The 14,484-nt window shown below is 60.2% G+C and carries 14 protein-coding genes; 8 read left to right on the top strand and 6 right to left on the bottom strand.

Annotation, left to right across the window (positions count from 1 at the left end):
* Nucleotides 1-76 precede the first annotated feature (76 nt).
* Complete coding sequence (locus D3Z90_RS02870) at nt 77-1,597, bottom strand: aldehyde dehydrogenase family protein (RefSeq protein ID WP_136474316.1); 1,521 nt, start codon at nt 1,595-1,597, stop codon at nt 77-79.
* Between the two features lie 267 nt (nt 1,598-1,864).
* Here D3Z90_RS02870 and D3Z90_RS02875 point away from each other — a divergent pair, with 267 nt between their 5' ends.
* The 4 genes from D3Z90_RS02875 to D3Z90_RS02890 all read left to right on the top strand — a co-directional run bounded on the left by D3Z90_RS02875 (nt 1,865) and on the right by D3Z90_RS02890 (nt 6,119).
* Entirely contained in the window at nt 1,865-3,793 is a 1,929-nt protein-coding gene (locus D3Z90_RS02875) for a sigma-54-dependent Fis family transcriptional regulator (protein ID WP_136474317.1), read from the top strand.
* 66 nt (nt 3,794-3,859) lie between these two features.
* Nucleotides 3,860-5,209, top strand: a complete 1,350-nt coding sequence (mpl, locus tag D3Z90_RS02880; RefSeq protein WP_136474318.1) for a UDP-N-acetylmuramate:L-alanyl-gamma-D-glutamyl-meso-diaminopimelate ligase — start codon at nt 3,860-3,862, stop codon at nt 5,207-5,209.
* Nucleotides 5,206-5,835 (top strand): flavin prenyltransferase UbiX, encoded by a 630-nt coding sequence (gene ubiX, locus D3Z90_RS02885; RefSeq protein WP_136474319.1) that lies wholly within the window; start codon nt 5,206-5,208, stop codon nt 5,833-5,835. Before mpl ends, ubiX begins: the two co-directional genes overlap by 4 nt.
* Entirely contained in the window at nt 5,832-6,119 is a 288-nt protein-coding gene (locus D3Z90_RS02890; RefSeq protein WP_136474320.1) for a YceK/YidQ family lipoprotein, read from the top strand. The genes ubiX and D3Z90_RS02890 overlap by 4 nt, the downstream gene beginning before the upstream one ends.
* Before the next feature lie 32 nt (nt 6,120-6,151).
* On the opposite strand, the gene D3Z90_RS02895 is transcribed toward D3Z90_RS02890, so the two are convergent.
* The 3 genes from D3Z90_RS02895 to D3Z90_RS02905 all read right to left on the bottom strand — a co-directional run bounded on the left by D3Z90_RS02895 (nt 6,152) and on the right by D3Z90_RS02905 (nt 9,093).
* Nucleotides 6,152-6,793, bottom strand: a complete 642-nt coding sequence (locus tag D3Z90_RS02895) for an oxidoreductase (protein WP_136474321.1) — start codon at nt 6,791-6,793, stop codon at nt 6,152-6,154.
* Nucleotides 6,794-6,819: 26 nt separating this feature from the next.
* A complete protein-coding gene (locus D3Z90_RS02900) occupies nt 6,820-8,550 on the bottom strand; it encodes a C13 family peptidase (RefSeq protein WP_136474322.1) in 1,731 nt (576 codons plus the stop codon).
* Between the two features lie 87 nt (nt 8,551-8,637).
* Entirely contained in the window at nt 8,638-9,093 is a 456-nt protein-coding gene (locus D3Z90_RS02905) for a MaoC family dehydratase (protein WP_136474323.1), read from the bottom strand.
* Nucleotides 9,094-9,262: 169 nt separating this feature from the next.
* Here D3Z90_RS02905 and D3Z90_RS02910 point away from each other — a divergent pair, with 169 nt between their 5' ends.
* Genes D3Z90_RS02910 through D3Z90_RS02920 form a run of 3 tightly spaced genes read left to right on the top strand, consistent with a single transcriptional unit; the run spans nt 9,263 to nt 10,938 of the window.
* Entirely contained in the window at nt 9,263-9,625 is a 363-nt protein-coding gene (locus tag D3Z90_RS02910; protein WP_136474324.1) for a CidA/LrgA family protein, read from the top strand.
* On the top strand, nt 9,622-10,338 hold the full coding sequence (locus D3Z90_RS02915; RefSeq protein ID WP_136474325.1) for an LrgB family protein: 717 nt from the start codon (nt 9,622-9,624) through the stop codon (nt 10,336-10,338). Before D3Z90_RS02910 ends, D3Z90_RS02915 begins: the two co-directional genes overlap by 4 nt.
* Before the next feature lie 9 nt (nt 10,339-10,347).
* The gene (locus tag D3Z90_RS02920; protein ID WP_136474326.1) at nt 10,348-10,938 is read left to right on the top strand and encodes an LON peptidase substrate-binding domain-containing protein; all 591 of its coding nucleotides are present in this window, start codon (nt 10,348-10,350) and stop codon (nt 10,936-10,938) included.
* A gap of 4 nt (nt 10,939-10,942) precedes the next feature.
* On the opposite strand, the gene D3Z90_RS02925 is transcribed toward D3Z90_RS02920, so the two are convergent.
* Both D3Z90_RS02925 and D3Z90_RS02930 read right to left on the bottom strand, forming a co-directional pair.
* A complete protein-coding gene (locus D3Z90_RS02925) occupies nt 10,943-12,259 on the bottom strand; it encodes a bifunctional DedA family/phosphatase PAP2 family protein (RefSeq protein ID WP_136474327.1) in 1,317 nt (438 codons plus the stop codon).
* A gap of 4 nt (nt 12,260-12,263) precedes the next feature.
* Entirely contained in the window at nt 12,264-12,956 is a 693-nt protein-coding gene (locus D3Z90_RS02930; RefSeq protein WP_136474328.1) for a DNA-3-methyladenine glycosylase, read from the bottom strand.
* Nucleotides 12,957-13,197: 241 nt separating this feature from the next.
* On the opposite strand from D3Z90_RS02930, the gene D3Z90_RS02935 reads away from it, so the two are divergent.
* Complete coding sequence (locus D3Z90_RS02935; RefSeq protein WP_136478862.1) at nt 13,198-14,469, top strand: glutamate-5-semialdehyde dehydrogenase; 1,272 nt, start codon at nt 13,198-13,200, stop codon at nt 14,467-14,469.
* The last annotated feature ends 15 nt before the right edge of the window (nt 14,470-14,484 follow it).

A 14,484-nucleotide genomic window follows, 5' to 3' on the forward strand; every position in this document is an offset into this window, starting at 1 on the left:
GCCGGTTTCTGTGGTGATGGTCTTGCATGAAGCGAGCCAGAGCGGTTCCGGGGTGAAACCGCTCTGTTCTTGCGGGTTAGAAGAAGCCCAGAGGATTGATGTCGTAGCTCACCAGCAGGTTTTTGGTTTGCTGGTAATGGTCGAGCATCATTTTGTGCGTTTCACGACCGACGCCGGACTTTTTGTAGCCACCGAACGCGGCGTGTGCCGGGTACAGGTGGTAGCAGTTGGTCCATACACGACCAGCCTTGATGCCGCGACCCATGCGGTAGGCGCGGTTGATATCACGGGTCCAAACCCCAGCACCCAGGCCGAACTCGGTGTCGTTGGCGATTGCCAGAGCTTCGGCTTCGTCCTTGAAGGTGGTGACGCTCACTACCGGGCCAAAGATCTCCTCCTGGAACACGCGCATCTCGTTGGTGCCCTTGAGCAGGGTCGGCTGGATGTAGTAACCGGTCGCCAGGCTGCCTTCGAGTTTTTCTACCTTGCCGCCGGTCAGCAGTTCGGCGCCTTCTTTCTCGGCAATTTCCAGGTACGAGAGAATCTTGTCGAACTGCTGCTCGGAGGCCTGGGCGCCGACCATGGTGTCGGTATCCAGCGGGTCACCGCGCTTGATCTGTTTGATCTTCTTCATTACCTCCTGCATGAACGCCGGGTAAATGGACTCTTGAACCAGCGCGCGGGACGGGCAGGTGCACACTTCGCCCTGGTTGAAGAACGCCAGCACCAGGCCTTCGGCAGCTTTTTCGATGAAGGCAGGCTCGGCCTGCATGATGTCTTCGAAGAAGATGTTCGGCGATTTGCCGCCCAGCTCGACGGTGGAAGGAATGATGTTCTCGGCGGCACATTTCATGATGTGCGAGCCAACTGGGGTAGACCCGGTAAAGGCGATCTTGGCGATACGTTTGCTGGTGGCCAGGGCTTCACCGGCTTCACGGCCATAGCCTTGCACCACGTTGAGCACGCCGGCTGGCAGCAGGTCGCCGATTACTTCCAGCAGCACGCTGATGCCCAGCGGGGTTTGCTCGGCGGGCTTGAGCACGACGCAGTTACCGGCCGCCAGGGCAGGTGCGAGTTTCCAGGCCGCCATCAGGATGGGGAAGTTCCATGGAATGATCTGCCCGACCACGCCCAGTGGTTCGTGCAGGTGGTAGGCAACGGTGTTGCCGTCGATTTCTGCGGCGCCGCCTTCCTGGGCGCGCAGGCAGCCAGCGAAGTAACGGAAGTGGTCGGCGGCCAGGGGAATGTCGGCGTTGAGGGTTTCGCGAATGGCTTTGCCGTTGTCCCAGGTTTCGGTAATCGCCAGCAGTTCGAGGTTCTGCTCGATGCGGTCGGCGATTTTCAGCAGGATCAGCGAGCGCGCCTGGACCGAGGTGGTGCCCCAGGCGTCAGCAGCCGCGTGGGCTGCGTCCAGTGCCTTTTCAACGTCTTCGGCAGTGGAGCGGGGGAATTCAGCAATCAGCTGGCCGTTTACTGGCGAGATGTTTTCGAAGTACTGCCCTTTGACCGGAGCAACGAACTCGCCACCGATGTAGTTCCCATAACGGCTCTTGAAGGAAACCTTGGAACCTTCGGTACCGGGATGTGCATAACGCATGGTGTGTCTCCTGGCTATTGTGTTTGTTGGGAGGATACATAGAGCATAGAGCAAGGCTTGGGCCAGTGTTGCTGGGCCTAATGAAATCAGTGGGTTACGTGATTTTGTGTGACGATCCCGGTTGCTGCTGTAGCAGTGTCGGTACAAGGGGAGTGACAGTTTGTACCGCTAATGGCACAGACGGTGACCTGGCGGTCACCTCAACATTGCAATGCGCGGGCGGGTGGAGGATGCTGGGTCTATCTCGTCTGCGGAGAACAATAAAAAGTGCAGAACAATCATCTCAGCCGGCATGCCCGGCAAGTGCTGACGGTGACTCAGGGCAAGGCCCAGACCCAAGGCCCCGGCAGTGATCCTTCTATTGCCCGTTCGTGGCTGCGTTGCGTTGAGGACTACCATCTCGATCCGGCCCTGAGCGTTGCGCCGACCGTTCTTGAGCATGGCCGCGTGCTCGAAAGTCGCGAGCGCTTGCAACAGGTGTTGCAGATCGCGGGCACCGAGATGAGCAGTTTGCATCAGCAATTGTCAGGGGCTGGGCATGCGGTGTTGCTCACCGACGCCCGTGGGGTGATCCTCAATTGCGTCACCGCCCCCACCGAACGACGTATCTTCGAGCGTGCCGGGTTATGGCTTGGCGCTGACTGGAGCGAAGCCTGCGAAGGTACCAATGGCATTGGCACGTGCCTGGTTGAGCGCCAGGCCCTGACCATCCATCAGGACGAACATTTTCGCGGCCGCCACACCGGCCTTACTTGCTCCGCCAGCCCGGTGTTCGACCCTCATGGCGAACTGCTGGCGGTGCTCGATGTTTCATCGGCTCGCCCGGATGTATCGCGGCAAAGCCAGTTTCATACCATGGCCTTGGTCAATCTCTCGGCGAAGATGATCGAGAGTTGTTACTTCCTGCGGTATTTCGAAAATCAGTGGCTGCTGCGCTTTCATCTGCAGGCCGAATCGGTCGGCTTGTTCAGTGAGGGTTTGCTGGCCTTCGATGGTGACGGGCGTATTTGTGCCGTCAACCAGAGCGCATTGAATCTGCTTGGGGCCATTCGTGGTGGTGTGCTGGGCAAGCCCGTAGAGATGTTTTTCGATTGCGCCCTGGATGAGCTGTTCAGTCGTGCGACCGTGCAGGCCAGCACCAGTTGGCCGCTGCGCACCCGCGATGGTCGTCTGTTGTTCGCCAGTTTGCGTGGGCAGGTGCGTGCCCCGGCGCGGCCGTTGGTGCCAACGCCGTTGCCGGGTAAAAAGATAGAAAAAGCTGAGAGCATCTGCTTGCTCGACCCGTTGCTGCAAAACGAGTTTCGCCGAGCGATACGGGTGTTCGAACGTGATGTGCCGTTGCTGATCAATGGTGAAACCGGTAGCGGCAAGGAAGCCTTTGCCAAAGCAGTGCATCAGGCCAGTGAGCGCCGCGACCAGGCGTTTGTCGCTCTGAACTGTGCCTCTATTCCGGAAAGCCTGATCGAGAGCGAGTTGTTTGGTTATCGCGGTGGCAGTTTTACTGGTGCGCGCAAGGAGGGCATGCGCGGCAAGCTTCAGCAGGCAGACGGCGGTACCTTGCTGCTCGATGAGATTGGCGACATGCCTTTGGCCCTGCAAACCCGATTGTTGCGGGTGCTGGAGGACCGCATGGTGGTGCCGATTGGGGGCGAACCCCAGGCTGTCAACGTGCGCATTATCAGCGCCACACACCGCAACCTGCTGGAGCGGGTTGAGGATGGCAGTTTTCGCGAAGACCTTTACTACCGCCTCAACGGCCTGGAGATCGCACTTCCGGCGTTGCGTGAGCGCAGTGACAAGTCGCAATTGTTGGATTTCATTCTGGCCCAGGAGGCGGGTGAGCAGGTGGTGAGCCTGGCTTCAGACTCACGGCGCGCGTTACTGGCGTTTGCCTGGCCGGGAAACGTGCGTCAGTTGCGTACGGTTCTGCGCACCTTGGTGGCGCTTTGTGATGATGGTTGTATTGAACATGCGCAGCTTCCGGCCGTTATTCGGGCGGAGCGGGCACTGCGCGGGGCAAGCCCGGTCTCAGCGGGGGTAGGGGCGGCGCCTTTGGAGGATGCGGAGCGTGGGGCTCTGTTGGCAGCGCTGGAGCAACAGCGCTGGCACATGACGCATGTGGCCGCGCAGTTGGGGGTTAGCCGCAATACCTTGTATCGAAAACTTCGCAAGCACGGCATCGCCAGGCGCCTTTGAGCGAAACACAGGATGCGAATTCCTGCGCCCTGGGCTACCCTGCCTCGACGTTTTGTGAGGTCGATAATGCACATTCATATTCTTGGTATCTGCGGCACGTTCATGGGTTCTTTGGCAGTGCTGGCCAAAGAACTGGGGCATCGGGTAACGGGCTCCGACGCCAATGTCTATCCTCCCATGAGCACTCAGCTTCAAGCCCAGGGCATCGAACTGACCCAGGGTTATGACGCCGCCCAACTGGACCCGGCACCAGACCTGGTGGTAATCGGCAATGCGCTCTCACGCGGCAACCCTGCGGTTGAGTATGTGCTCAACAAGGGCCTGCCTTATGTGTCGGGCCCGCAGTGGCTGGCTGATCACGTTTTGCAGGGGCGTTGGGTGTTGGCAGTGGCCGGTACTCACGGCAAAACCACCACCAGCAGCATGCTGGCCTGGGTGCTGGAGCATGCGGGCATGAGCCCCGGCTTCTTGATCGGTGGTGTGCCACAGAATTTCTCGGTGTCTGCGCGGTTGGGCGGTACACCGTTCTTCGTGGTCGAGGCCGATGAATACGACAGCGCCTTCTTCGACAAGCGCTCAAAATTTGTTCACTACCGCCCGCGTACCGCGATCCTCAATAACCTTGAGTTTGATCATGCGGACATTTTCCCTGATCTGGCTTCCATCGAGCGACAGTTCCACCATTTGGTGCGGACTATTCCGAGTGAAGGCCTGGTCATTCATCCAACCACCGAACCTGCCCTCGATCGCGTGATCAAGATGGGTTGCTGGACCCCGGTACAAACCACCGGTGAAGGCGGGCAGTGGCAGGTCAAGTTGCTCAGCGCAGACGGTTCGCGTTTCGAAGTCAGCTTTGACGGCGAGCCTCAGGGCGTTGTCGAGTGGGAGTTGACCGGTCAGCACAACGTGGCCAACGCCTTGGCAACCCTGGCGGCAGCACGTCATGTCGGCGTAGTGCCTGCCATGGGTATTGCTGCGCTCAGTGCGTTCAAAAGCGTCAAGCGGCGCATGGAGAAAGTCGCCGAAGTGCAAGGCATTACTATTTATGACGACTTTGCTCACCACCCTACGGCCATTGCCACCACCCTCGACGGATTGCGCAAGCGCATTGGCGACGCCCCGCTGATTGCAGTAATCGAGCCGCGCTCCAACTCGATGAAGCTGGGTGCCCACCGCGATGGTTTGCCGGAAAGCGTCAACGACGCCGATCAGGTGATCTGGTACGCGCCGCCCAACCTTGGTTGGGATTTGGCCGCCACCGCCGCGCAGTGCAAGGTGCCTGCCGTGGTTGCCGACAGCCTGGAAGCGATCATCGAGCGGGTCAAGAGCCAGGCCAAGCCCGGCACCCAAGTGGTGATCATGAGCAACGGTGGCTTTGGTGGCCTGCACGGTAAGTTGGCCGAGGCGCTGAAATGAGCGGGCCGGAACGCATCACCCTGGCGATGACCGGGGCGTCGGGGGCGCAGTATGGTCTGCGCCTGCTCGATTGCCTGGTGCGCGAAGACCGTGAGGTGCATTTTCTGATCTCCAAGGCAGCGCAACTGGTGATGTCCACCGAGACCGATGTGGTGCTTCCGGCCAAGCCTCAGGCGATACAGGCGTTTCTTACTGAGTACACCGGCGCTGCCGATGGGCAGATCCGGGTGTATGGCAAAGAAGACTGGATGTCTCCGGTGGCCTCCGGCTCCGGGGCACCGGCCGCGATGGTGGTGGTGCCGTGTTCTACCGGTACCTTGTCGGCAATTGCCACTGGCGCCTGCAACAACCTGATCGAGCGTGCTGCCGACGTCACCCTCAAGGAGCGTCGGCAATTGATTCTGGTACCGCGTGAGGCGCCATTTTCGACCATCCACCTCGAGAACATGCTCAAGTTGTCGAACATGGGGGCGGTGATCCTGCCAGCGGCGCCTGGGTTCTATCACCAGCCGCAGACGATCGATGACCTGATCGACTTTGTGGTGGCCAGAATTCTCAACCTGCTGAACATTCCCCAGGACATGCTGCCACGTTGGGGCGAGTATCACCTCGGCGCGGATGAATGAAGCGGCTGCTGGTTATCGCCTTGCTGGGTTTGTTGGTTAGCGGCTGCGCGACCGTGCGTACGCTGGATGCGGCCAAGCCGGGTGCGCCGCTGGTCTACAGCGGCACGCGTCTGGACTTGTACGCGATGCAAGGTGGTTGTTGCGCCATGGACCGCTTTGGCGCCGAGGCCCCGAGTTATCCGGGGTTGGATCTGCCAGGGAGCGTCTTGCTTGATACCTTGTTGTTGCCCTTGTCGGTTTTGACCGCGTTGGGCGTGGGGTTTCAGGCGACTGGAGGGTTGTAGCGGGTGGTTGTAACGCGGGGCAAGCCCCGCGATTATTTCCCGAGCTTACGCAGCTCGTCCGATTCGACAATGCGAATCCCATCCTGCTCTTCCAGCGCCAGGCGCCACAGCGCGCGGGCCAATTGGCAGGCTTCGATGCCGCGGTATTTGCCGGGAATCAGCTTTGACAGCGGACCGGCCACTCGCTCGGCCAGGCGCGGCTCTACCCGGTCGCCAAGCAGCAACGAAGGTCGGGCAATGGTCAATTGTGGCCAGTCCTGTGCCTTCAGGGCTTCTTCCATCTCACCTTTGACGCGGTTATAGAAAACCGAGGATTTCGAGTCAGCCCCCAAGGCGCTCACCACCAGCAGATGGCGCGCGCCCATCTCGCGAGCACGCTTGCCGAAGGCAACCACCATGTCCAGATCGACCGCGCGAAAGGCAGGTTCCGAACCCGCCTGCTTGATCGTGGTTCCCAGGCAGCAAAAGGCGATATCGACGCGGCCGGCCAACTGCGGCAAGAAAATGGCAGGATCGCCGACGGGGTTCTCCAGGTGCGGGTGCTCGGCCAGGGGGCGCCGTGTAGGGGCCAGCACGCGGCTGACGGTCGGCTCGTTGAGCAACCGGTCGAGTAGATGTTCACCGGTAAGTCCGGTGGCTCCGGCAAGCAGGATGTGCTGAGGCGTCAAGTACATGATGTCTCTCCCTTGATACAGTCAGCTTAGTGGTTGCTGACACTTTTTGCATGCACTGTCTCTTTGCCTGCATTGCTTTGCAACGCCTTGCGCGCCTGTTGCTGGCGCAGCCGTTGCCAGTGTTCGAGCACCTCGCTGGGCGCCCAGATTTGCGGTTCGGAAGGGTCAAAACCTTCCGCTGCCTCACGTTCGGCAACGCTGGCCTTGGCCAGTTCAAAGGCCTGGCGCAGATCGTCTGTCTGGTTCAGAGCCTGAGCGAACAGCGCGTCGCCGAAATAGGTGAAGTCGGCTTCTTCCGAACAGCCAAAGGACACGCGGTCGGCGCGCGATGCCGTCATGATCAGGGTCTTGCTGTCTTTGAGCGAATCGATGTACCCACCGGAGTAGCAGGCCGAGATAACGATAATCTTGTCGCGATCCTTCAGTGGCGCCAGCGAATTGGCGAGCGCGTCGGCAGGCAGGTCGGCCAGTTGCAGGCGTGGGATGTCGAGCACCAGTTGGTGGTCAGGGCTGCCATGGGTGGTCAGGTAGATAAATACCAGATCCTCAGGGCCGGTTCGATCAGCCAGCGTGCGTGCCGCTCGGGCAAGGTTCTCACGGGTCGCCAGGGCCTTGTCATCGAGATGATCGCGGTGGTTGAGCAGGTTTATCTGGCCCACCGCGCCAAAACGACTTTTCAGCAGTGCGCTGACATAGTTGGCTTCGCGCAGAAACACACTTTGTTTGCCGTCACCGGCCAGAGCCAGGCTGTACAGTTCGATCTCAGGCGTCGAGGCGGGCACTTTGGCGAGTGCTTGCTCCAGCAAGTGACCTTGATTGAGTAACGCCAGCTCCAATGGATCGGGTAGCAGTCGGCCCTGTTCGTCGCGCACACGTTGGCCATTGACCCAGTAGCCACTCTGGCTGCTGCCATCGGCTGAGGTCAGGCGGCCATGGCCGTGATAAGTATCGTTTTCGAAGCCCCCGACATACAGGCTACCATCGGCCAGTTGCAGGCGTCCCTGGCCCGAGAAGCGCCAGTCGTCGAAGCTGCCCTTGTAATGGCTGCCGTCGGCGCCGATCAGTTCGCCTTTGCCATTGAGGGTGCCGTCCTTGAACTGGCCGATCCAGACGTCGCCGTCTGTGCTTTCATACCGGCCACGTCCTTCCAGGTGATTGTCGCGAAAGGTCCCGATGTACTGGTCGCCTTCGGCGCTATTGAAGGTTCCGCTGCCTTCAAGCTGGCCGTCCTTGAAGTGACCGCTGAACTGGTTGCCGCTGATGTCGCTGCGAATGCCCTCGCCATTGGGCTTGCCGTGGGCGAACAAGCCCTGGTACTGGCTACCGTCGGCCAACTCCAGCTGTCCGGCGCCGTTGTACTGATCGTCCTTGAACTGGCCGCGATACAGCAGGCCGTTTTCTTTGAGGGTACCTTCGCCATCGCGGCGCCCCATCTTGAAACCGCCGGTGTAGCTGCTGCCCGTGGTTTTCAGGGTGCCTTGGCCGTGGAACAGGCCTTGCTGGAACTGACCGCGGTAAACCTCGCCATTGCTGCCGTGCCACTCACCCTGGCCGTGCCATTGGCCAGCCTGGAAATTACCGGCATACCAACTGCCGTTGGGGTAATCGATGCGTCCCTCGCCCTGGAGTAGACCATCGACCATCTGCCCACGGTAACGCCCGCCATCCGGCAACCGAGCGTCAGGGGGGAGCAGCGGCTCGCCATCACCACAGGCAGTGAGCAGTAGGGTCAGGGCAAGCGGAACGAGTGGGCGCATGACGGGGTCCGGACGAGTAAGACCCCGAGTATGCCGCACAATGTGCTGACTGAAACAGCCACAGAGCTGTTTCAGCATAAGGCAGCTTCAGACGAAGCAGAGCGTCAACGGTTCGGCGATATAGGCCGGCTTTTCCTGGCCTTCGATTTCCAGGGTTGCGGTAATCTTCAGCAGCCATTGGCCGGGCTTCTTTTCGATAGCCTCGGCCAGGTCGACCTTCAACCTGACATTGCTGTCGACTTTCACGGGTTGGATGAAACGCACGCTGTCGAGGCCGTAGTTGACCACCATTTTCAGCCCTTCAGGAAGTACCAGGATGCCTTCCATCAGCTTGGGGATCAGCGACAGGGTCAGAAAGCCGTGGGCGATGGTGCTGCCAAAGGGTGTTTTCGCCGCTTTCTCGGGGTCTACGTGAATGAACTGAAAGTCGCCGGTGGCTTCGGCGAACAGGTTGATGCGGTCTTGATCGATGGTCAGCCATTCGGAACGTCCCAGTTCCTTACCAACGTACTGCGAAAGCTCTGCAACAGGTACATAGGGCATCGTGACTCTCCAGATTGTTTTTGGTTTTGTTATGACTTTGGCAGATTCGAAAGTCTAAGATCATCACGCCTGCACAGAGCGGTCAAGTCGCCATGTTTTAGGCGAATATCAGGACATAGGCAGCTCGTTAGCGTGCTTATAATGGCCGCCAGGCCCGAAGGAGAAAGTTATGCTGTTGCGTGGTTTGACCTGGCTGGTGCTGTTTCAGTTGGTTGGAACGGCGATCAACCATTTGTTTGTGCCCATTTTGCCTGGGCCGATCATCGGTCTTTTGCTGCTACTGGTGTTTCTCATGATGCGTGGTGAAGTCGGTGCGCCCTTGAGCGAGGCAGCCAACAGCTTGCTGCGCTACCTGCCATTGCTGCTGGTGCCGCCAGCGGTGGGGGTGATGGTGTATGCGGCGGACATCGCCGCGGACTTTTGGGCCATCGTCGGCGCACTGGTGCTGTCTGCCCTGATCACCCTGGCCTTTGTCGGCGTGCTGATGCAAAAGCTTATCGCCCGCCAGGGCAAGCGTGAGGGGCAGCCATGAGCCTGGACTGGAGCGGCGCCGTGAACGCTGTCATTCACCACCCACTGTTCGGCATCGGCATAACTCTCGGGGCTTACCAACTGGTGTTGGCAGCCTATGAGAAAACACGCTGGATTTTTTTGCAGCCGGTGTTGGTCTCGATGCTTGTAGTCATTGGGGTACTGCTCGCTTGTGGCCTTTCTTACAATGAGTATCGAAAAAGTACCGAGATCATGAGCATTCTCCTCGGTCCTGCGACCGTTGCGCTGGCCGTGCCGCTGTATCTCAATCTGCGACGGATTCGTCAGCTGTTCTGGCCTACCTTTACTACGCTGGTAATCGGAGGGGTGGTGGCGACGGGGGCCTGCGTTTTGCTTGGCTGGTGGTTTGGTGCCGAGCACATGATCCTGATGACCATGGCGCCCAAGTCGGTCACCTCGCCAATTGCCATGCTGGTGGCTGAGCAGATCGGCGGCGTCGCAGCTTTGGCGGCGGTGTTCGTGCTGATTACCGGTGTTATCGGCGCGATCTTCGGCCCCGGCCTGTTATCGCGCTGCGGGGTGCACAGTCCCGAAGCCCGGGGCATGGCGTTGGGTGTCACCGCTCATGCGGTGGGAACGTCGGTAGCCCTGCAGGAAAGTGATGAATGTGGTGCCTTTGCGGCACTGGCGATGAGCCTGATGGGGGTTGCCACCGCGGTGTTCCTGCCGTTGGCAGTCAGCCTGGTAGCTTGAGGACTTGCAATGACGTTACCCCTGTTTCCGCTCAATACCGTGCTGTTCCCAGGATGCTTCCTTGATTTGCAGATCTTTGAAGCACGCTATCTCGACATGATCGGCCGCATCATGAAGCAGGGTGGCGGCTTCGGAGTGGTGTGCATTCTCGAGGGGCAGCAGGTTGGCACAGCGCCCACAGGCTTTTCGCAGATCGGCTGCGAGGCGGTGATTCGCGATTTCCAGCAGCAGGACAACGGCTTGCTCGGCATCCGAGTCGAGGGCACCAGACGTTTTCGCGTGGGGCCGTTCGAGGTGCAGAAGGACCAACTGTTGATGGCCGATGTGTCCTGGTTGCCGGAGCTGGAGGACAGCCCCCTGGAGGATGATCACCACGATCTGCTCGCACTGCTGCAGGCCTTGGGCGAGCACCCGATGGTCGAGGCCCTGGGTATGCCGGTGACAGTTGCGGGTCAGCAGGCGCTGGCCAACCAGCTGGCCTACTTGCTGCCCTTTGTCGAGGAAGACAAGCTCGAACTGCTCGAGATCGACTCCCCGCAGCAACGCCTGGACGCCATCCAGGCATTGCTTGATCGACTACAGGGGGAGCTGTTCGCCTGATCCGTCAGTATTGGTAGCGCAGCAGGGCGTGTGGCAGCGAATGCAGGCTGAAGAACGCCAGCAAGGCGACACACGCCGGCAGAATCAGCCACCAGACCTTCAACGGCAGGGCGGTAAGAGGCTCGCGGCGCTGGATCAGGGTCAGGCTGGTAGCGCAGATGCAGCAGGCAAGCATGGCGCCAGCGAGAATATCGGTTGGCCAATGCGCACCCAGATACACCCTAGAAAGTGCAATCGCCAATGCCGGCAAGCAGCCGAGCAAAATCCAGGTCAGTCGCATGCGCGCCGGTTGGCCGCGTCCTGCCAGTACCGCCAGCACCAGGAAGAACGCAAATGCTGCCGAGCTGTGGCCACTGGGCATACTGTAAGTTGTCAACGGATCGCTCAAGACCTCTGGGCGGGCGCGGGCAAACAGCCATTTCAGGCTGCCATTGGCCAGTGCCGTACCAATCAGCGTAACGCCGGCAAAAATCGCTGGTCGCCATTGTCGCGCCAATAGCAATAACCCGGTCAACAGCCCGCCAAGGATGAACTGGGTGCGAAAATCACCCATGCGCGTGATCAGTACCACGCTGCCATCGATGAAGGTGCTGCGATGCTCCTGGATCAGGGTCATCAAGCCCTGGTCGAACTCGTGCAGGTATGGCCAACCGAGAAACAAGGCTGCCAGTGCCACCAGGCTGAGCGCGGCAATTACCCGGGTGCCGTAACGCATGCTGCGCAGACTGCAGTTGATGCTCACACCCACCAGCAATGCCAGGCCGGCAGAAATCATCCCGGCATCGAGCCAGAAGCCTTCGGGCAGCGGCAGGCGCATCGCCGCACCTGTCGCCCAGCCGGGTAGCAGGTAGGCCACCGACCATCCGGCGCCAGCCAGCAGGCTGACGGCAATAAAGCGTGGCAGGGGCATGTCGAACATGCCGGCGACCATCGGCAGCATGGGCCGTAGCGGCCCGATAAAGCGACCGACCAACAAGCTGGCGATTCCGTAGCGCTGGAAATAGCTTTCTGCGCCGCCGATCCATTCCGGGTGATGGCGCAATAGCGGTAGTCGGCGGATGTTCTGATGGAACTTGCGCCCCAGTGTATAAGAGATGGCGTCACCCAGCAGGCCGCCAAAGAATCCCAGCAGCAGGGTTTCACCCAGCGACAGAGCGCCACTGCCGGCCAATACGGCCACGGCGAACAGCAACACCGTGCCGGGCACGATGATGCCGGCGATCGCTAGGCATTCCACGCAGGCCACCAGAAAAATCGCCAAGCCTAGCCATTGCGGGTTGGCACCTAGCCAACCGGTAAGGCTGTCGAGCCATTGGCCCATCGTGTCAGTTTCCTTGTGTCAGTAAAAAATAGTCCCGGCCTTCGACTTGCCCCCGGCGCAGCGGGTTCCGTGTGCACTGGCGGGCAAAGTCGGCGTCAACGAAACGAAACAGCAGATGTTCATCGCGGCCAGTGGGAATGCCTAGGCGGGTTGTCTGGATAATGTGTTTCACATTGATACCGCAGTCTTCGACGAACAGTTGTTCAGGATCGAAGCGTTTGGCATCCCAGTTCGGTACCTTCAGGCCCAGGGCCTTGCATAGCAGGGTCTGCCCGGCGCACAGGCGCTCGACTGGGCGCGGCTCGCCGCTGGCGTCGGGGTTGTTCAGCTGCATTTGTGCCAGGCTGTTGTCGTCGGAGATTGCGTCGACAAATGGAAAGGCTGATTTGATCAGTACAGCGTTGCCGGGCCCGTGAGCGCTGAAGTTCAGCGAATCACCGCCGCGAGCATAGTACATGTAGATGTGCCCGCCATTGAGGAACAGCGCCTTGCGCTTCTCGGTGTAACCCAGCGATGCGTGGCTGCCTTTGTCGCTGAGGTAGTAGGCCTCGGTTTCAATGATTCGCGCCGATAGCCAGTAAGGGCCATGACGGTGGCGGATGACCTTGCCCAGCAATGCCTTGGCCAGTTCCTGCGGGTCGCGGTCGAAGAAGCTGTCGGGCAAGGCCCGGGGCGGGCAGGGGGCGGAGTCGGGCATGCTGGCGGTTTCGCAGTAGTTAGTGGCCGATAATAGCAATTTCTTCCCGGCTTGGAGCGAGCTTGCCCGGCGGTGAGCTGCGCAACGGTCGCTGGTCCCCGGCCATCTGGCAGCGCGAGGCGAGCCCACTGCTACAGGTTTTGTATAAGTGTTTTCGACCATCCGCCTGTCACCGCTGGGCGTCGGGCGGCGTGACAGTTATACTCAGCCGATTTTCCCCTTCGCCAAGACCACTGAGCCCATGACTGAGTCCGTTCTTGACTACATGACCCGCCTGGGTCGCGCTGCCCGCGAGGCTTCTCGCGTCATCGGTCGTGCCAGCACCGCGCAGAAAAATCGCGCCCTGCAGGCTGCTGCCAATGCGCTGGACGCTGCTCGCGACGAATTGTCCGCGGCCAACGAACTGGATCTGGCCGCTGGCCGCGCCAACGGACTGGAAGCTGCCATGCTCGAGCGCCTGGCGCTGACGCCTGCGCGCATCGACAGCATGATCGTCGGCTTGCGCCAGGTGGCCAGTCTTCCTGATCCGGTCGGTGCCATTCGTGACATGAGCTACCGGCCATCGGGTATCCAGGTCGGCAAGATGCGCGTACCGCTGGGGGTGATTGGGATCATCTACGAATCACGCCCAAATGTGACCATCGATGCGGCCAGCCTGTGCTTGAAGTCGGGCAATGCCACTATTTTGCGCGGCGGTTCCGAAGCGATTCATTCCAATCGTGCCATTGCTGCCTGCATCCAGCGCGGCCTGGCCGAAGCCGGCCTGCCCGCGGCGGTTGTGCAGGTGGTAGAAACTACCGACCGTGAAGCAGTAGGTGCGCTGATCAGCATGCCGGAGTACGTCGATGTGATCGTACCGCGAGGCGGCAAAGGCCTGATCGAGCGGGTCAGCCGTGATGCGCGTGTGCCGGTGATCAAGCATCTGGACGGCATCTGTCACGTCTATGTCGCCGAACATGCCGAGCTGGACAAGGCCCGGCGCATCGCTTTCAACGCCAAGACCTACCGTTATGGCATTTGCGGTGCGATGGAAACCTTGCTGGTCGATCAGCGGGTCGCCGCGGACTTCCTGCCGGAAATGGCGAGTCAATTTCGGGAAAAAGGTGTCGAACTGCGTGGTTGCGAGCGCACACGCGAAATTATCGAAGCGCTGCCGGCCACTGAAGAAGACTGGAACACCGAATACCTCGCCGCGATCCTGTCGATTCGCGTGGTAGACGGTCTGGACCAGGCTATCGAGCACATCAACCGCTACGGTTCGCACCACACCGATTCCATCGTTACCGAACACCAGGGCCAGGCCCGGCGCTTCACCGCCGAGGTCGATTCCTCTTCGGTAATGATCAACACCCCAACCTGCTTTGCAGACGGTTTCGAATACGGCCTGGGCGCAGAGATCGGTATTTCCACCGATAAGCTGCATGCTCGCGGCCCGGTCGGCCTGGAAGGCCTGACCTGCGAAAAATACGTAGTGATCGGTGACGGTCAACTGCGTGGACAGGAGTCGATCTGACTTGGCTGAGCGCAA

Source organism: Pseudomonas sp. DG56-2, from assembly GCF_004803755.1.
GTDB classification, from domain to species: Bacteria; Pseudomonadota; Gammaproteobacteria; order Pseudomonadales; family Pseudomonadaceae; genus Aquipseudomonas; species Aquipseudomonas auratipiscis.